Origin of the sequence: Streptomyces eurocidicus, assembly GCF_002891295.1 — a bacterium.
GTDB classification, from domain to species: domain Bacteria; phylum Actinomycetota; class Actinomycetes; order Streptomycetales; family Streptomycetaceae; genus Streptomyces; species Streptomyces eurocidicus.
Window position 1 is genome coordinate 416,571 of record NZ_LGUI01000004.1, and the last position, 17,854, is coordinate 434,424.

General features: G+C 73.0%; 17 protein-coding genes. 5 read left to right on the forward strand and 12 right to left on the reverse strand.

From position 1 onward, the window contains the following. Positions 1-94: 94 nt before the first annotated feature. From AF335_RS15910 to AF335_RS15955, 10 genes are all read right to left on the reverse strand, one after another. Positions 95-850 (reverse strand): DsbA family oxidoreductase, encoded by a 756-nt coding sequence (locus tag AF335_RS15910; RefSeq protein ID WP_102919038.1) that lies wholly within the window; start codon positions 848-850, stop codon positions 95-97. After that, a complete protein-coding gene (locus AF335_RS15915; RefSeq protein ID WP_102919039.1) occupies positions 847-4,635 on the reverse strand; it encodes a multicopper oxidase domain-containing protein in 3,789 nt (1,262 codons plus the stop codon). Before AF335_RS15915 ends, AF335_RS15910 begins: the two co-directional genes overlap by 4 nt. Before the next feature lie 87 nt (positions 4,636-4,722). Next, a complete protein-coding gene (locus AF335_RS15920; RefSeq protein ID WP_102919040.1) occupies positions 4,723-5,796 on the reverse strand; it encodes an L-histidine N(alpha)-methyltransferase in 1,074 nt (357 codons plus the stop codon). Beyond that, the gene (locus AF335_RS15925; RefSeq protein WP_102919041.1) at positions 5,793-6,083 is read right to left on the reverse strand and encodes a Rieske (2Fe-2S) protein; all 291 of its coding nucleotides are present in this window, start codon (positions 6,081-6,083) and stop codon (positions 5,793-5,795) included. The genes AF335_RS15920 and AF335_RS15925 overlap by 4 nt, the downstream gene beginning before the upstream one ends. After that, a complete protein-coding gene (locus AF335_RS15930; RefSeq protein ID WP_244927037.1) occupies positions 6,080-6,913 on the reverse strand; it encodes an iron-containing redox enzyme family protein in 834 nt (277 codons plus the stop codon). Before AF335_RS15930 ends, AF335_RS15925 begins: the two co-directional genes overlap by 4 nt. Further along, positions 6,910-7,719, reverse strand: coding sequence for a dihydrodipicolinate synthase family protein (locus AF335_RS15935; RefSeq protein WP_102919043.1), 810 nt, complete (start codon positions 7,717-7,719; stop codon positions 6,910-6,912). Before AF335_RS15935 ends, AF335_RS15930 begins: the two co-directional genes overlap by 4 nt. Before the next feature lie 29 nt (positions 7,720-7,748). Next, positions 7,749-8,282, reverse strand: a complete 534-nt coding sequence (locus tag AF335_RS15940; protein ID WP_102919044.1) for a DUF6190 family protein — start codon at positions 8,280-8,282, stop codon at positions 7,749-7,751. Continuing rightward, complete coding sequence (locus AF335_RS15945; protein WP_102919045.1) at positions 8,275-9,471, reverse strand: pyridoxal phosphate-dependent aminotransferase; 1,197 nt, start codon at positions 9,469-9,471, stop codon at positions 8,275-8,277. Before AF335_RS15945 ends, AF335_RS15940 begins: the two co-directional genes overlap by 8 nt. 1,198 nt (positions 9,472-10,669) lie before the next feature. Continuing rightward, complete coding sequence (locus AF335_RS15950; RefSeq protein ID WP_102919046.1) at positions 10,670-11,245, reverse strand: YceI family protein; 576 nt, start codon at positions 11,243-11,245, stop codon at positions 10,670-10,672. Positions 11,246-11,284: 39 nt separating this feature from the next. After that, a complete protein-coding gene (locus tag AF335_RS15955; protein WP_102919047.1) occupies positions 11,285-11,614 on the reverse strand; it encodes a rhodanese-like domain-containing protein in 330 nt (109 codons plus the stop codon). A gap of 91 nt (positions 11,615-11,705) precedes the next feature. On the opposite strand from AF335_RS15955, the gene AF335_RS15960 reads away from it, so the two are divergent. The 3 genes from AF335_RS15960 (at position 11,706) to AF335_RS34650 (ending at position 12,908) form a co-directional block, all read left to right on the forward strand. Further along, on the forward strand, positions 11,706-12,164 hold the full coding sequence (locus AF335_RS15960) for a MarR family winged helix-turn-helix transcriptional regulator (RefSeq protein WP_244927039.1): 459 nt from the start codon (positions 11,706-11,708) through the stop codon (positions 12,162-12,164). A gap of 82 nt (positions 12,165-12,246) precedes the next feature. Continuing rightward, entirely contained in the window at positions 12,247-12,678 is a 432-nt protein-coding gene (locus tag AF335_RS15965; RefSeq protein WP_146045536.1) for a hypothetical protein, read from the forward strand. A 59-nt stretch (positions 12,679-12,737) separates the two neighbouring features. Continuing rightward, entirely contained in the window at positions 12,738-12,908 is a 171-nt protein-coding gene (locus tag AF335_RS34650; protein WP_170127709.1) for an Rmf/CrpP fold protein, read from the forward strand. A 151-nt stretch (positions 12,909-13,059) separates the two neighbouring features. On the opposite strand, the gene AF335_RS15970 is transcribed toward AF335_RS34650, so the two are convergent. Together AF335_RS15970 and AF335_RS15975 are read right to left on the reverse strand one after the other, a co-directional pair. Then, positions 13,060-13,458, reverse strand: coding sequence for a RidA family protein (locus tag AF335_RS15970; protein WP_102919050.1), 399 nt, complete (start codon positions 13,456-13,458; stop codon positions 13,060-13,062). After that, positions 13,455-14,579, reverse strand: coding sequence for an acyl-CoA dehydrogenase family protein (locus AF335_RS15975; protein ID WP_102919051.1), 1,125 nt, complete (start codon positions 14,577-14,579; stop codon positions 13,455-13,457). Before AF335_RS15975 ends, AF335_RS15970 begins: the two co-directional genes overlap by 4 nt. 780 nt (positions 14,580-15,359) lie before the next feature. Here AF335_RS15975 and AF335_RS15980 point away from each other — a divergent pair. Continuing rightward, positions 15,360-17,000: an AMP-binding protein gene (locus AF335_RS15980; protein ID WP_102919052.1), complete on the forward strand. Its 1,641-nt coding sequence runs from the start codon at positions 15,360-15,362 to the stop codon at positions 16,998-17,000. After that, complete coding sequence (locus tag AF335_RS15985) at positions 16,993-17,844, forward strand: PaaX family transcriptional regulator (RefSeq protein ID WP_102919053.1); 852 nt, start codon at positions 16,993-16,995, stop codon at positions 17,842-17,844. Before AF335_RS15980 ends, AF335_RS15985 begins: the two co-directional genes overlap by 8 nt. Positions 17,845-17,854: the final 10 nt, after the last annotated feature.

A 17,854-nucleotide genomic window follows, 5' to 3' on the forward strand; every position in this document is an offset into this window, starting at 1 on the left:
ATATCTTGAACGGTGAACGGCAGAGTTCGGCCGGTCGGTCCCCGAACACCGACAACGGCGGGCCCGTCCGGGCCCGCCGTCCCTTACCGCACCGTCACCCGCCGGCCGTCGCCGACTCCGCCAGTTTCGCCGCGTGGGTGAGGAGTTCCTCGTAGACCTCCGGGCGGTCCTCGTCGATGAACGGGTAGCCGGTGCCGAAGTCGCCGCCGATCCAGTGGGCCTTTATGCCGGGGTTGGCGCTGTCGGTGCCGTCGCGGAGGAAGACGTGCGGGCTGCAGACGACGCGGTCGTCGCGGGCCGCCTCGTACTGCGCCATGACGGCCGCGCGGGCCGAGCCGGTGTCCAGGGCGGCGGCCAGGAGGTCCACGTCGACCGCGCCGGTGCCGTGCGCCACGTCGAGGATGACGTGGCGCAGCGAGATGCACCGGCCCTCCGCCCAGAACGCGCGGCGCAGGGCCCGGTCGAGCTGTTCGCTCGCGTTCCAGCCCTGGGCCTTGGCCGCCTCGACCGCCTCCAGGGGCGGCAGTGTGGTGACGGGGTACGTCCAGTCCGGGCCCTGCCACAGCCGCCAGCCGGCGTCGGGTTCGACGGCGCCGAGCACCGAGATCTCGGAGTCGACACCCGGGCGGGCGTTGACCTCGCGATTGAAGAGCTCCAGCGGGAAGGCCCGTAAGTCGAACCAGATCCGGCCCTCCAGGCCGAGGCGGCGCCGGGTCTCGTGCAGCCGGTGGACGGCGACGTGGGCGAAGGAGCAGTTCAGGTCGGTGAAGACGACGATCGTGTCGTCGCTGTCCGGCAGGCGCGGGTCGTCGGGGGCCGTGCCGGTGGTGCCGTGGTGCGCGGTGCTCATGGTGTCTCCGATACTCGGATCAGACCCCACCAGCCCTCACTGACGCCCCAGTGCAGGTTGCCGGTGCGGTAGGCGTAGTCGCCGGGGTACTGGGCCCGGAAACGGATGGTGCGCGTGCTGCCCGTGGCCAGGGCGCCGATGGTCGACACGTACGTCCCCCGCCCGGTCTCGGACGCGTCCCACACCTGCCCGTGCACCGTAAAGCACTGGTTGCGCATGCGGGAAGCCCCGATCGCCAGGTGGAGGGCCACTTGGTCACCCGGGCGGCAGCGCAGCAGCGGCGTGGGCGGCTCCGGGTCGGAGAGGGCCGGGGCGAGCGGGTGCAGCGCCGCGGTGCGGTAGTTGTACGCCTTCTGGCCCGCGTCGTCGGGGCTGTCGGAGAACAGGTCGGTGACCGGCTGGGTGAGGTCGCCGTCGTGGTAGAGGCGCAGTCCGTCCTGGGCGACGAGGACGAGTTCGCGGACCGGTTCGGCGTGCGGCCTGCGGACGACGGCCTGTTCCCCGGACCAGCGCTCGCGCCCGGTGGCCGGGTCGTAGGGGGTGGCGTCGGCCGCCTCGACGACCAGGGCGCCGACCAGGCCGCGCCGCATATGGCTGACGACGTCCGCCTGGTCGCGCAGCAGGACCACGCCGGGCTCGTCGGCGTACCAGCGGTAGGTGCGGGCCCCGCCGGGTTTGACCGTGCCGTCCTCGTTGCGGCCCACGTGGGCGCCGTCGTGGTGGCGCACGTCGTAGCGCAGCAGGGTGGGGTGGAGGGAGACGCGGCCGGAGACGGTACGGGCCCCGGGGTCCTCCTCGTTCATCACGGCGGGGTCGAGGGGGCTGGCCGGCGGCGGCCCGTCCAGCTCGTTGATCAGGGTGACCTCGACCCACTCCCCCGCGCGGCAGCGCAGCACCAGGGGGCCGGCGTCGTCCGGGGCGCCGTCGACGGTGTAGACGAGACCGTAGGGATCGGTGCGCCGGTCGCTGTAGGAGATCACACGGGAGCGCGCCCGTACGGTGTACCGGCGCGAGGCCCGGCGGGACGGCAGCGGGTCCTGGCCGAGGAGGGCGCCGGGCAGGGCGGGCAGGTCGCGCTGCGGCCGGTCGTGCAGGCGGAGCAGCCCCCAGCAGCCCAGCCACAGGTCGTTGGTCGCGCCGAAGGCCCACAGGTGGTCGCCGGGTCCGGTCCGGCGGTCGAGCCGCAGTTCGGCGACGTTGGAGATGCCGAAGGTCTGCTGGTCGCGCCAGGCCGTGTCGGGGCGGCCGGCCCACTGGCGCCAGCGGGTGCCGCTCACCGTGAAGCTGTGCTGGAGGTCGTGCGAGCCCTGGAGCACGTGCAGGCGCACGTCCTCGCCGGGGTACGCGCGCAGCAGCGGGGTGCCGGGGTCGCCGTGGACGTCGCTCGCGAACCAGTCGGCGGGGTCGCCGCCGCGCTCCGACAGCGGCTCGCAGCGGTAGTTGACGCCCATGACGCCCTGGTCGTCCGGGGCGCCGGGGTGCGGCGGCGGGTTGATGGGCCCGCCGTCGTGACCTCCGTCGTGGCCCCCGTCGTGGCCCCCGTCGTGACTGTCCGCCATGGCGCCGTCCGCGACGGCCCCCGCCGTGGCGTGCCGCACCATCGGCACGAAGTCGCCGACGGCGAGCACGGCCTCGCGGTAGGCGGTGCCGTCGGCGCGCTCGACGACGGCCCGCGTGCCCCGGCGCAGCGGGGTACCGCGGTCGTCGGGCGAGAACCAGGTGGCGTCCTCGGGCTCGGCGATGAGGGCGCCGAAGAGGCCGTGCCGCTGCCGGTAGTTGGCGAGCAGGTGGTCGTGGAAGAGGACGGTGCCGAACTCGTGGTCGACATACCAGCGGTAGGTCCAGGAGTTGTACCGGCCGAAGGCGTCCTCGCCCTGGTCGGCCGTGGTGGTGGCGGAGATGTAGTTCCAGCCGATGGCCGAGCCGTCGGAGACGAGCGGGTCGTACTTGACGAGGTGCGTGTGCAGGCCGCACTCGGGCTGGAAGGGCAGCTCGTAGTCGAACGCGGACGCCTCCTGCTTGCCGGACGGGAGGGCGTTGGTGAGGGTCATCTCCAGCACCTCGCCCTTGCGGGCGCGGATGACGAGGGGTTCCAGCGTGCGCTCGCCCCGGGCGAGCTGCCGCTGGAAGGCTTCGAGGCCGCCGGCCTCCTCGATCTCCTCGGCGAGGGCGTAGAACATGCCGCGGTGGTCGTGCCAGGTGGTGCCGTGCGGCTTCTTGGGGTCGCCGTGGTAGTACAGCGTGCCCGTGGCGGCGACGAGGTGGAAGCGGCGCACCGGGGCTCCGGGCGGGCCCACCTTGGTGAACGCCTCGCCCGGCTGCGGGTCCGGGCAGAAGGCGCCGGCCTCCAGCGCGGTGGGTTCGCGGCCCATGCCGGCCGGCTGGTGCGGGGTACGGGGCGGGCGCGGGTTCTTCTGCGGGAACGTGGCGGTCTGGGCCAGGAACGCCGGGAAGCCCGGCCGTTCGGGGGTGGGCGCCGGGGGCGCCGCACGGTGCGGCAGCGGTGCGAGCGCGGTGACGGAGGTGCCGTCGGGGTAGCGGCCCGAGCCGTCCTGGAGGGTGTCGAAGATGCGGAACATGCCCCACATGCCCATGTGGAAGTGGACGTACATGTGGCAGTGCCAGATGGAGTCGCCCACCGCGTTCTGCGCCGAGCCCAGGCCGCCGATGAGGTCGAGGGTCATGCCCTCCTGCGGGCTGATGCTGACGGAGTCCACGATCGGGGAGTTCTCGTCGGCCGGGTCGAGCCGCCACTGGTGGAGGTGGGTGTGGAAGACATGGGTGTCCCGCATGCCGCCGTGCACGAGCCGGATCACGGCGGGGTCGCCCGAATAGCCGCGGAAGACGGGGGTGGCCGGGTCGCCGAACATCCAGGAGCTGTGGTGCAGTTCCTCGCCGGTCTGGGCGTCGCGGACGGGGTCGAGCACTCCGTCGGCGAGCATCTTGTGGTACAGGTACATCCGCCATGCCATCGGCTCGATGCGCAGGTTGACCGGCAGCATGGCGTTGTTGGGCGGGGTGAGGTCGTCGAGCGTGTCGGACCCGGCGGCGGCCATGTGTCCGCCGTGGCCGTGGTCCCCGTCCCCGCCGTGCCCTCCGTGCTCCGGGGGCGCGACGGGGTTGTCGTTGCTCGGGTACTCCATCATGAAGACGACGTACTCGCGGAAGCTGCGGTCCGGCAGGTGGACGTCGGCCTCCAGGCCCGTCGCCAGGGGGGCGCCGGTCACCGGGTCGGTCCAGGTGGCCTCGGGGGCCTCGACGACGACGGCGCCGACCAGGCCGTGGCTCTGCGAGCCCTCGCCGCGCGGGTCCGCCATGTCACCGAAGTGGAAGACGCCCTCGTGCTCGCAGAGCCACTCGTACTCCCGGGTCCGGCCGGGCGGCACGCTGCTGTCCGGGTTGGCGCCGACGGCCGCGCCGTCCGTCGTACGGGCGTCGTAGCGCACTCCCTGGAGCGTGATGCCGACGGGCCGGGACAGTTCGTTGGCGAGCCGGACCCGCAGCCGCTCGCCGCGGCGCACGCGCAGCACCAGGGGCCGGGCCTTGGGGTGCGGGGCCGGTACGCGCTCGGGTTCGCGCGTGTAGTCCGGGAACGGCACGGGCCACGACGAGGCGACCGCGCGCAGCTCCTCGGCGTCGGCGGCCAGGACGTACAGGGCGCCGTTGCGGTCGTGGTCGCCGAATCCGTTGTAGGCGATGGGGACGTTGAGGGCGACGACGTCATAGGTACGGACGCGTGGTCTGCCGGCCTCGGGGCCGGCTGGGGTGGTGCTCTCGGTGTTCATCTTTCCCCCGTTGAACTCGTGCTGACTCGTGCTGGGTTTTTCTGGCTTTCCGGCTGTTCCGAGCGGTTTCTCAGCGGATCCTTACGGTCACGGCGCGGTGCTCCGCACGGCCGTGCTCTGGGCGAAGCGGGCCACGGTCGTGCCCGCCGAGAGGACCGCGCCCTCCCAGCGGTAGACCTGGCCGAAGGAGCGTCCGGCGCCGTCCCCGGCGGTGGGCCGGGAGCGGCTGAACGACACGGCGATCCGGTCGCCGCGGCGCAGCGGCACCGGCCGGGCGATCGGCAGGTAGCAGTGCTTCCAGCTGTCGGACGTGGTGCGGGAGCCGATGTCGTCGCCGGAGATGTCCAGGGCGACGGTGTCGGACAGGGTGGCGACGAAGTAGCCCTTGAAGCCGGTGAGCACTCCGTCCCGGCGGGCGGTGTAGACGAGCGGCACCCGGTAGTCGGTCCGCTCCGCGCCGCCCGGCGCGGTGAGGTCGTAGGTCCTGACGACCCGGGGCGCGGCCAGGTGGCAGCGGATCGGGACGATCACGTCGTAGTAGAGGTCGAAGGGGCTGTCGGCGCCCCGGCGGCGCAGCAGTCCGGCGAAGGCCGCCGGTCCGCCCGCGTCCTGCGGGCCCGGGCCGGTGAGCTGGGCCTGGGCCCGCTCGGCGGCGACGGGGACGAGGTAGCTCTCGACCTGCCGGGGCAGCATGGTGCCGCCGGGCCGCAGGAAGCGGCGGCGCGCGTCGTCGAGGATCGCGGCGGCGTTCTCGTTGTCGGCGAGGTTCCCCATGATCTCGGAGAGGACGACGTCGACCCGCTCGGGCAGGTCGAGGTCGAAGGAGAGCCCGCACAGCGGGTGGAACCGGTCTCCGTGCCCGGCGGCCTTCAGCCGGTCGACGGCGTCCGCCAGCACGCTCTCGTTGAGGTCGATGCCGTAGACCCGCGCGGCGCCGGCCTCCAGTGCCCAGCGGGCGAGGATGCCGGTGCCGGTGCCCAGGTCGAGCACGGTGGCGCCGGGTCGTACGGCTTCGGCGATCGCCGCGCGGTAGGCGTTCATGCGCAGGTCGTCGCCGAGCATGAGGGAGTGGAAGTCGTCGCCCCACTCCAGGAGTTGTTCGGAGGCCGGGAGCCACACCTGTTCGGGCTCGTACTCCGGCGCGCCGGTGGTGGTCGTCATCGCTCGGTCGGTCCCTTCCGCGGGTCGTCCTCGGCGTTCGCCGGCCCGTCGCTGTACACCGTGAGTGCTTCCGTGGTCGGCCCCGCGATCGGGCAGCCGGTGGTGAGGTCGAAGGAGGAGCGGTGGAGGGGGCAGACGATGCGCAGGGTGCGCGCGTTGACGTGGCCGTGGACCAGGCGGCCCTTGCGGTGCGGGCAGGCGGCGTCGATCACGAACTCCCGTCCGGCGACGCGGACGCGCAGCCGTTCGCCGTCCGCGAGCTCCCGGAGCACGGCCTCCTCGCTCACGCCGCCTCCCGGGCCCGCTCGACGGCCGTGTCGAAGGCCGTGCCGATCAGGTCGGACAGCAGCAGGGCGCCGGTCCAGAGCCGGGCCGGGTCCAGCCCGCGCGCCTCCTCGTACTCGCGGATCGCGATCTGCATCTCCTTCATGTGGAAGGTGTCGATGTGCAGGTGTTCGGTGTAGTAGCGGCCGTGGGCGATGCCCAGTCGTTCGCAGGCCCTGGCCTGGGTCCGGAAGGCGTGCGGGATGCTCGCCTCCAGATAGGCCAGGGCGCCCAGGAAGTACTCCACGTGCGGGGCGCGCTGGGTGAGCCAGTAGAAGGAGTTGAGGAAGGCGTAGGTCTCGTCGGAGGTGGTGTCGAGGAAGCTCTCCGGCTCCTGCGGGAGGCCGAGTTCCGCCAGCAGGTCCAGATAGAGCCGCGAGTGCGCCTGCCGGAGGTTGCCGCAGCCGAACTCGTCGATGAGGACCCGCATCACCGCCATCTGCGCCTTGAGCGGCAGCCGCGGAATGGCGGGGAAGAAGTTCTGCGCCTCGGTCAGGCCGTCCAGCGCGAACTCGCGCACCACGTGGCGGAACTGCTCGCGGGTGGCCTCCTCCGCCAGATAGCGGGCCGTCGCCGTCTCCTCGCGCTCGTCGGCGAGGAGGCCGTCGAGCGCCTCGACCCACCGGGCGCGCGAGGGGACGGCGGGCGTCCGGGCGTCGAGTTCGTCGACGCGGGCGACGATCCAGTCCTTCTCCAGTTCCTCGACGGCCGCCGCGACACGGGCGTTCTGCACCGACCTGTTGTGGACGAACAGCGTCTTCTGCGCGCTGTCCGCGGGCGTGGGCGTGGTCACGGGGCTCCTCCCGTCCCGGTGGTCCGTTCGGTGGTCAGCACGCCCCGGCGGCACAGTTCGCTCTTGAGCGCGCGGTACCAGTCGGGGCGGTCCAGGCCGTGCCGCGCGCAGGCGGCGGCGAGCGCGGCGGTGTGGTCCGACACCGGCCCGGTGTGCAGGGCCGCGCACAGCGCGGGTTCGACGTTGGCCAGGGCCGTCACCTGGCCGTCGACGCCCTCGGTCGCGGGCAGCAGGTGTTCCAGGCCCTGGAGCACGGGCACCCCGGGGCGCGCCGCGACGAGCTCGCGGGTGGCGGCGGGGTCGCCGGCGGAGTCCTTGACGGCGACGACCGAGGGCAGGGCGCAGATCCTCAGCAGGGTGTCCGGGCGCAGGTCGTTCCCCGAGACCTCGCGCTCGTGGTAGACGACGACGGGCAGCCCGCCCTCCCGGCCGAGCGTCTCGTAGTGCCGGTACATCTCCTCCTGGGTGACGTCCGGCCCGTACGGGGTCGGGGCGACGACCGCGGCGGCGCCCAGGCCGGCGGCGGTCCGGGCCCGGGCCACCGCCTGCTCGGTCGTGGGGCGCTGGATCCCGGCCAGCACCGGCAGGCCGGCCGCGTGACCGGCGGTGGCGGCGACCATGCCGTGCCACTGCCGGTCGGTCAGGGCCCACCCCTCGCCGGTGCTCAGGGCGGGCAGGAGGGCGTCGACGTACGGCCGTACGCTCGCGACCAGCCGGCCGACGTCCTCCTCGGCCACGTCGCCGTCGTCCGTCAGCGGGGTCACCAGCGCCACGGTGACCCCTGGGTACCCGCTCCCGTGCCTCATGGGTCCCCCGGCTCCCTTCCGTCGCCCGTTCACAGGGCCTCGGCGGGCAGCCGCAGGACCAGCGAGGCCCGGTAGAGCCGTTCGAGGGGCTCCGGGAACAGCGGCTCGGTGCGGGGCGGCGCGGGCACGCGTACGGGCAGCCCTTCGCGGCCGGTCAGCCGGGGGCTGACCGAGTAGAGGACGCCACCGCTGCCGTGCACCATGCCCAGCAACAGCCGCTCGTGCGTGGGCAGGTCGGCCCAGTCGGCCGTGTCCATCCCGTGCCGCAGGTCGGCCGGCTCGTAGGCCCGGCGTTCGATCCGCATGTCGGTGTGGAGGTTGTCCATGAACGGGTAGTAGGCGTCCTGGACCTCGCGGGGGAAGCGCCAGACCAGGTCGTCGCAGCGGCCGACCTGCTCCCAGCTCATCCGTACCCGGCCGCCGAGGCGTTCGGCGAAGAACGCCTTGCAGGCGACGCGCACCCGGTCGTCCGCGCTGTTCATGCCCATGAACAGCGCGGCGTCGGCGTGGGCGGCACCGGTTCCGGCGTCCGCGCCGAAGGGCGCGGTGCGGGTGTCACGCATGACGGTCGAGGACCTCCCGCGTGCGGACCATGGCCTCGGCGAACAGCCGCGGCTCGCGGGCCAGGGCCAGGCGTACGTACGCCTCCCCCTTGCCCGGCTGGCTCCAGAAGAAGTACCGGCCGGGCAGCACATAGACGCCCTCGATCGCGAGGAGCCGCTGGAGTTCACTGGCCCTGAGCTCGGGGTGGTCGATGCGGAACCAGGCCACGCTGACCTTCACGGCCGGTTCCTCGTACCGCAGGATCGATCCGTCCAGCGCCTTCCGGGCGACGTCGCGGTTCTCGTCCAGCACCTGGCGCACCGAGCCCAGTTCGTCGCGCCTGGAGTCCTCGACGTACTGCGTCAGCATGTTGAGCACGAACGGCGAGACGTTGAGCAGCACGCTGGTGTGGAGGTTGTAGACCTCCTTGCGGATGTCGTCGCTCGCGGTGATGAGGGCGCACTTGGCGTCCTGCACCGGCCAGGTCTTCCCGGTGTCCTCGATCGCGAGGTACCGCACCCCGGAGTTCTCCAGGAGCTCGTACACGTCGAAGCGGGCGACCTCCGGGTCGAAAAGGGTGAAGGCCGCGAAACAGAAGTCGATGAGCAGGAGTTTGTCGTGGTCCTTGCAGAAACGCACGACTTCCTCGAACCCCTTGCGACCGTGCTTCAGAAGGCTGAATCCGGTCGGGTTGTTCGGGTCGACCAGGAACAACGCATCGGTGCGGACCTGGCGCCTGAGCCGCTCGTAAAGGGAATCCGGATCATGCAGTACCGCTTCATCGATGGGATACAGCGGGACGTCCATATTCCGCAGCACGTCATAAAGGTTGTCGAAGCATGGCTCGATGAGCGTGACGTCCATACGCTGCTTTTTCAGGTACATGCCGGCGACCATGGTCGATATCGACGCGGCGTAGGAGAGCAGGGTCTTGTTCTTGGCGAGCGCGGTGGGCTGCCGGTGGAGGCGGAAGAACGCCTCGGTGAAACGCTGCTCGTAGGTGGCCTGGAGGCCGTTCTCCGCCTCGTACCACAGCTCGGGGAGGCGCTCGACGATGCCGCGCTGGGCGGCGGACTGCCGCTGGTGGGTGTGGGCGTCGGCGAGGTTGAAGCGCGTGCGCAGGGCCTGGATCTCGTGTTGCGTCAGGTCCGGGAGCAGGCCGGAACCCTGGGCGGTGCCAGGGCCGGCCGTGGTGCCGTGCGGTGTCATTGCTTCCTCCGGTCACACACGTCGTTGTGGTGAGTGTCTGGGAACCCGGTGGCGCGCGGCGGCCGTGAAAAATGGCCGGAACGGCGCGGCCGTCGGCGGGAGTGGCTCGGGGCGCGCTCGCGCCTGCGGGATGCGCGCACCCCGCTGGGCGGGGAGGGGCGCGGGAGTCACGGGCACGGCCGGGCGTGCCGCCGGGCGCTCACACCAGGTGGGCGGGCGGCGGAGCCGCGTGCTCCGCGGGTGGTTCCGGCGCACCGGAACGCGGGCCGGCGACGATTCGGCCGGCGAATGCCGTGTCGGAATTAGACGCCCATGACCTGGGCGTGACGATCAGCTGGGTCTCGCGGCGGCGGTACGGTCCGGCATATGCCCATGCCAATATTGCGGCGGCATACCGGCGACAACGGTTCTCCCCGCGTCGTTCGCCGCCTTGCTGTGCACACGAATGTTCCGTGCAGACAAGGTGCTTCCTCCCCCGTAAACAGGACCGAGGTCCGTTGACCGGGACTATGGCACACCCATCAGCGCGAAACAAGGCTGAAATTTGGGGCCGAAATGCCGTCGATGGCCCGTGAGTTGGGTGGCCGGGGAAAGCGGAATACGTCGCCCGGTACGGCGGACTCGGCCGGACTTGCGCCGACCGAGCTGACCCGGCTCGCATGAGGAGGACGGCGGGGCGGCCCGCGGGGGCCCGTATGAGATGGAACACGCGAGGGCCGGATGACATGACGAAGTCACCTGCGGGGAGACCCCGGACATGACGAAGTCACCTGCGGGTGACCGCGGATACGACGACGCGGCGGGGCCTGGACCGGGCGGACATGACGAGGTCACCGCGCCGAGGCCGGGCGGACATGACGGCGCCACCCGGCGGAGAACCGCGTGGGAATGACGAGGCCACCGCGCCGAGGCCGAGCGGGCATGAGGATGCCGCCGGACGGAGAGCCGCGCGGACATCATGACGTCACCCGACGGAGAACCGCGAGGGCGCCATGACGCCACCCGGCAGGAGACCGCGCGGACATGACGAAGGTGTGCACGGCGGTGACCCCCGCCGTGCACACCTCGGCCCGCCCGTCCAGGATCGCCCCCCACTCAGCCGATCCCGTACGGGCGCGGACGCGGCCCGCCCTTCGGTCCGGCCCCGACCCCGCGTCGGACGACCGGCCTCCGGGCGCGCCCCGGGCCCTCCGCCGCCTCAGACCTGCCTGATCGTTTCGAGGTCCAGGCTCAGCTCGATCTCCTTGGACACCAGGATGCCGCCGGCTTCAAGGGCCATGTTCCAGGTCAGCCCCCAGTCCTCGCGGTTGACCTTGCCGCTGGCCGAGAACACCGCGCGGTCGTTGTCCCACGGGTCGCGGGCGTAGCCGAGGTAGTCCACCTTCAGCGTGACGGGCCGCGTCACGTCCTTGATCGTCAGGTCGCCCGTCATCGTCCCGGCGGTGCCCTGCCAGGCCACCGAGGTGGAGGTGAAGGTGGCCTTCGGATACTTCTCCACGTCGAAGAAGTCGGCCGACCGCAGGTGGTCGTCACGCGTCTGGTCGCCGCTGTCGACGCTCTTCATCTCGATGACGGCGGTGACCTTGCTGTCCTCGGGCCGCTCCCCCACCTCGACCGTGGCGTCCACGGACGTGAAGCGCCCGCGGACCTTGGTGAGCATGAAGTGCCGTCCGACGAAGCCGACTTCGGTGTGACCCGCGTCGACCTTCCAGACCCCCGCGGCCGGGAGCGGGACGCCGCCGACCTCTCGCGTGGGTGCCGTGTTTTCGCTCATGAGTTCACTTCCCCCTCATCGCTACCGGATGCGACGGACTCAGGCGCCGGACTCGGTCGGCAGGCCCGCGCCGATCCAGTCCTGCTTGCCCTCGGTGTACTTGTAGACGTTCTTGTAGCCGAGCTCGGTGAGGCGCTCGGCGGCGATGCCCGAGTTCGCGCAGGTGTCGCTGGAGCAGTAGACGATGACGTCCGCCTGCTTGTCGGGCAGCAGGCCGGGCGCCAGCTGGTCCACCGCGTCGTGCGGCAGGTTCAGCGCGCCGGGCAGGTGCGCCTCCTCGTAGTACTCGGCGGGCAGCGCCTCGACGACGGCGACCTTGCCCCCCTTGATCTTCTCTTCCACCTCGGTACGCGTGATGTTGCGGGCCATGCCGGGACTCCTCACGGGTGCGCTTCATTGCGTGCATACGCACATTAACAGGTGCGTGCGCGCGCACACAAGCGCGGTTACACTTGCCCTTGTGAACGACAGGGGAAGCGGACTCAAGGCATGGCGGGCGCTGCTGCTCGCCCACAGCGCGGCCGTGCGCGCCATCGAAAGCGACGTGCAGCGGGGCGCCCGCATCCCTCTGACGTGGTACGACGTCCTGCTCGAGCTGAAAGGCGCCGGCCCGGACGGCCTGCGGATGAACGAGCTGGCCGAGCGCGTCGTCCTCAGCCGCACCCGCGTCAGCCGGCTGGTCGACGAGATGGCGCGCTCGGGCCTGGTCCGCAAGGAACAGGACACCACGGACAAGCGCGTGGTGTGGGCCCTCGTCACCGACGACGGCCGCGCCGCGCTGCGCGAGACGGCCCCCGTCTATCTGGAGGGCATCGAGCGGCACTTCTCGACGCACCTCACGGACGAGGAGGCGGAGGTCATCGCCGCCGCCCTGCTGAAGGTCTCCCGGGGCGGCCGGGACGAGCTCGGCTTCCGCTGACCCGCGGCGGGCCCCCTCCCCCGGCCCCTCGGACGGCCAGTTCCGGCTCGCGGGGCCGGTCGGGCCGGACGAAGCTGGCTGCATGAGCGAACCCCTCCCTCATCCGGACCACGCGGCGCACCCCCACGGGCGGAGGCGCCGGAGATGGCCGTGGGTGCTGCTCGGCGCCGTACTGCTCTTCGCCGGCGGGTGCGCGGCCCTCGTCGTGGTGATCTCCGACGAGAACGACAAGACCGTCAAGGTCGTCTACCAGGTCACCGGGGACGCCCGGAAGGTCAACATCGCCTATTCGACCTGGCGCGACGGCAGTCTGGTGACCGAGTCGGCGTCCTCGCAGGGCCTGCCCTGGCGCAAGGAGCTGTCGACGAAGGGCTTCGTGAAGGGCGGCCTGCTGGCCGTCACGGTCGGCCCCGGGGGCGGCTCGGCGGCCTGCGAGGTCACTGTGGGCGACGACGCGCCGAGGACCGCGAAGGCCGCCGGCGCGGGCGCGACGGCCACCTGTACCGGATTCTGAACCGGCGGCCGGTCCCCGCCGCGTACGCTGCCGGGACGGGCATGGAGGAGGGGACCGCGATGGCGACGCGAGCCGATCTGGTGGTGGCGCTCAAGGAAGGGCGGCTGGCCTTCGAGCTGGGCGAACGTCTGGAGGACTGCCCCTACGGAGCGGGGAACCCCCTGCGGGCGGCCTGGCTGCGGGGGTTCGCCGCCGCGCGGGAGGAGTCACGGGCCGGGGGCGGGGGCTGAGGACAAGGGCCGGGGGCGGGGGCTGAGCACGAGCGCCGGAGACGGCGGCAGAGCACGAGCAGTCGAGCACCGGAGACCACGGAGCGCGAGCACCGGAGACCACGGCCGAGGCCGGACACCGGAGACGAAAGCCGGGCACGGGCGCCGGCGGTCAGGGCAGGACGGCGAGGCCGTCCAGTTCGACGAGGCACTCCTCGTCCCAGAGGCGGACGACGCCGATGACCGCCATGGCCGGGTAGTCGCGCCCGGCCAGCCGGCGCCAGCGGAGGCCGAGTTCGCGGGCGTGGGCGCGGTAGGCGTCGACGTCCGTGGTGTAGACGGTCACGCGCGCCAGGTCGCCGGGTTCGCCGCCGGCCGCGCGCAGGGCCGCCAGGAGGTTGGCGAGGGCCCGCTCGAACTGCTCGGGGAGGCCCGCGCGCAGCGGTTCGCCGTCGGCGTCCAGGGCCGTCTGCCCGGCCAGGAGGACGAGCCGGGAGCCGGTGGCGACGACGGCGTGGCTGAAACCGGTGGGCGGGGAGAGCTCGGCGGGGTTGAGGCGTTCCAGGCTCATCGGTACAGCTCCTTCGCGATGATCGTGCGCTGGACCTCCGTGGCGCCCTCGTAGACGCGCGGGGCGCGCACCTCGCGGTAGAGGTGCTCCAGCAGGTGGCCGCGCTGGAGGGCGCGGGCGCCGTGGATCTGTACGGCGGCGTCCACGACGTACTGCGCGGTCTCGGTGGCGAGGAGCTTGGCCATCGCGGCGCGCCCCGCGATGCCGGGCTCCCCCGCGTCGTACGCCGACGCCGCCGCGTAGACCAGGAGGGCGGCGGCCTCGGTCCGGGTGGCCATCTCGGCGAGCTGGTGGGAGACGGCCTGGAGGTCCTTGAGGGGGCCGCCGAAGGCCCGGCGGCGGCCCGCGTGGGCGACGGCGGCGGCGAGGGCGGAGCGCGCCATGCCGACGGCGAAGGCGCCGACGCTCGGCCGGAACAGGTCGAGGGTGCGCATGGCGACGCGGAAGCCGCCGCCCACCTCGCCGAGCACGTCCGCAGGGCCGACCGGCACGGCGTCGAAGGTCAGACTGCCGATGGGGTGCGGGCTGAGCATGTCGAGGTGGTCGCCGGAGAGACCCGCGCGGTCGCCCGGCACCAGGAACGCCGTGACGCCGCGGGCTCCGGGGGCCTCGCCCGTGCGGGCGAAGACGGTGCAGAGGTCGGCCTCGGGGGCGTTGGATATCCAGGTCTTCCCGCCCGAGAGCCGCCAGCCGTCGCCGTCGGGCTCCGCGCGCAGCCGCAGGGCCGCGGCGTCGGACCCCGCCTCGGGCTCGCTGAGCGCGAAGGCCGCGACCGCGCGGCCCGCGACGACCTCGGGCAGCCAGCGGGAGCGCTGCGCGGGAGTGCCGGACTGCGCCACGGGGTAGGCACCCAGCCCCTGGAGCGCCAGGGCGGTCTCGGCCTCGGTGCACTCGCGGGCGAGGGATTCGCGCAACAGGCAGAGTTCCATGGCCCGCACGGGCGCGTCGGCGGGGAACAGCCTGGCCAGCAGGCCCAGTTCGCCCAGTGCCTCGACGAGCGGGCGGTTGACCCGGCCGGGCTCGCCCCGCTCGGCCAGCGGGCGGAGCCGCTCGGCGGCGAGGCCGCGCAGTTCGGCGCACCAGGCGCGCTGTTCGGCGTCGAGCGCGAAGGGGGTGGTCAACGGTGGCCTCCTGGTGGTGGGTCCGTGCGGGGTTCGACCCGTGCGCGGTCCGGGGCGACGGCGCCCGGCCACCTCGCCGTACGGCCCGGGCCGTGGAGAGCGTGGACGGCGGCGTCGGCGGCGGCGCGGCGTCGGTGGCGTGCGACTGGATGCGGGCCGCTCGCCAAGAGCGCGCGGGGGCAGCCGGACCGGCCGCAGAGACGGACGGCGTGGCCCCGGAGACGGACGGCTCGGGCGCGGGAGACGGACGGCCCGGCCTCGGAGACGGACAGCCCGACCGCGGAGACAGACGACTCGGCCGTGGAGACGGACGGCCCGGGCACGGAGACAGACAGCCCGGGCACGGAGACAGACAGCCCGACCGCGGAGACAGACAGCCCGACCGCAGCCTCGGCGAGGGCGGCGCGCCGGCCGGTGACGACGAGAAGGGCGCGCGCTCACGGGCACGATCCGACTCGGTGGCGGAAAAGGGCGGCGACGTAAGCCCGTTGGCGCCCGGCCGCTCCCGGCCGCCCGGACCGCCGACCCGTTTCCGGCCCGTTCCGGCGGCCGATCCACCGCCCTGCCCGTTCCGGTCACCCCGTACGGGCGGTACGGAGGGCCGCCCGCCGCTACGTTACGTCCGTCCCGTCTTCCGTCCACCCTTCCCTCCGCGTCGATCGCTTATCGCGCTCTGTTGACTGCCGTCACCAAGTCGCTACGCTGACAGCGGACCCGTATGGCTGGCAAGACCCCCGTTCACCTCCATTTCTTTCCTCGGCGCGAGGGGGCGCACCCGCGATGGAGCTCAAGCCGTCGGCCCACGTCGACACCTTTGCGCGCGACCACCTCCCACCCGCCGGACAGTGGCCGGACCTCCGCTTCGACCTCGCGGGGGCGGACGGCCCGCGCTACCCCGACCGGCTCAACTGCGGCGCCGAACTGCTGGACGCGACCGTGACCCGGCTCGGCGGCGGGCGGCCCGCCGTCCACGACGGGGCGGGCGGCCTCTGGTCGTACGGTGAGCTCCAGCGGCACGTCGACCGGATGGCCCGCACCCTCGCCGAGGACCTCGGGGTGGTCCCCGGCAACCGCGTCCTGCTGCGCGGGCCCACCACGCCCTGGCTCGCCGCCTGCTGGCTCGCGGTGATGAAGGCGGGCGCCGTGGCCGTGACCGTACTGGCCGCGCAGCGCCCGCAGGAGCTCGCCACGGTCTGCGAACTCGCCCGCGTCCGGCACGCCTTGTGCGACGCGCGGTCGCTCGACGACCTCGTCAACGCGTCCGTGCCCTCCTTACGGATAACCCCGTACGGAGGAAATTCACCGGCCGACCTTCTGCGGCTCGCGGCGGACAAACCCCCATCGTATGCGGCGGTGGACACCTCCGCCGACGACGTCGCCCTGATCGCCTTCACCTCCGGCACCACCGGCCGCCCCAAAGGCTGCGTCCACTTCCACCGCGACGTGCTGGCCGTCGCGGACACCTTCTCCGCGCGCGTGCTGCGCCCCGGCCCCGACGACGTGTTCGCGGGCAGCCCCCCGCTCGGCTTCACCTTCGGCCTCGGCGGCCTGGTGATCTTCCCGTTACGGGTGGGCGCGGCCACCCTCCTGGCCGACTGGTCGGGCCCGGAAGGGCTCCTGGACGACATCGAACGGCACCGCGTCTCCGTGCTGTTCACCGCACCGACCGCCTACCGCGCCATGCTCGCCCGCCTGGGCGCCTACGACATCTCCTCCTTACGGCGCTGCGTCTCCGCCGGCGAGCACCTGCCCGCCGCCCTCTGGCACGCCTGGCAGGAGGCCACCGGCCTGCGCGTCATCAACGGCATCGGCGCCACCGAGATGCTGCACATCTTCATCTCCGCGGCCGGCGACGCCATCCGCCCCGGCACCACCGGCCTGCCCGTGCCCGGCTACGAGGCGCGCGTGCTCGGCCCGGACGGCGGCCCCGCCGCCGACGGGGAGCCCGGTCTGCTGGCCGTACGCGGCCCGACCGGCTGCCGCTACCTCGCCGACCCGCGCCAGCGGGACTACGTGCGCGACGGCTGGAACGTCACCGGCGACACCTACGTCCGGGAGCCGGACGGCTACTTCCGCTACGTGGCCCGCGCCGACGACATGATCGTCTCGGCCGGGTACAACATCGCCGGACCCGAGGTCGAGGAGGCCCTGCTGCGCCACCCCGACGTGCTGGAGGCGGCCGTCGTGGGCCGCCCGGACGAGCGGCGGGGCGAGATCGTCGTCGCCCACGTGGTGCTGCGGGAGGGGGTGCCGCGCACCGGGGAGACCGTCGCGGCCTTACGGGAGTTCACCAAAAAGGAGATCGTTCCGTACAAGTGCCCTCGCGAGATCGAGTTCACGGAGGCCCTCCCCCGCACGCCCACCGGCAAACTCCAGCGCTTCCGGCTCCGTACCGGAGCTTTACAGTTTCCCCGTGACTGACCAGCAACCACTCCACACCCCTCGGTCCCTCATCGTCACTTTCTACGGCGCGTACGGGCGCGGGAGCGCCGACCGTCCGGCCGGCCGCCCGGTGCCGATCGCGGCCCTGATCAGGTTGCTGGGCGCCGTGGGCGTGGACTCGCCCTCGGTGCGGTCGGCGGTGTCCCGGCTCAAACGGCGGGGCCTGCTCGTCGCGGAACCCGCTCCGGACGGCGCGGCGGGCTACGGGCTGTCGGCCGCCGCACGGCAGTTGCTGGACGACGGCGACCGGCGCGTCTACGGCCGTCCCACGCGGGACACCGGATGGCTGCTGGCCGTCTTCTCGGTGCCGGAGGAGGAGCGGCACAAGCGGCACCTGCTGCGCTCCCGGCTGTCGCGGCTGGGCTTCGGCGCGGCGGCGCCCGGGGTGTGGATCGCCCCCGCCCATGTCCACGACGAGACCCGGCACACGCTCGAAAGGCTGGAACTCGCCTCCTACGTCGATCTGTTCAGGGGCTGCCACCTGGGCTTCGAACCGACCGTCGAGGCGGTCGGCCGCTGGTGGGACCTGTCGGCCCTGGCCAGGCAGCACCGCGCCTTCCTGACCGCCCACGAGCCCGTGCTGCACCGCTGGGCGCGGCGGCGGGCGCTGCCGCCGCAGGACGCCTACCGGGACTATCTGCTGGCACTGGACTCCTGGCGGCGGCTGCCCTACGCGGATCCGGGGCTGCCGGCGGGGCTGCTGCCCGGGGACTGGCCGGGCGTGCGGTCGGCGAAGGTGTTCGCGGGCCTGCACGCGCGGTTGCGGGACGCGGGGGCGAGGTTCGTGGAGGGGATCGTCGCCCCGCCGCGTACCTCCCTGTAGCCGGCCGCCG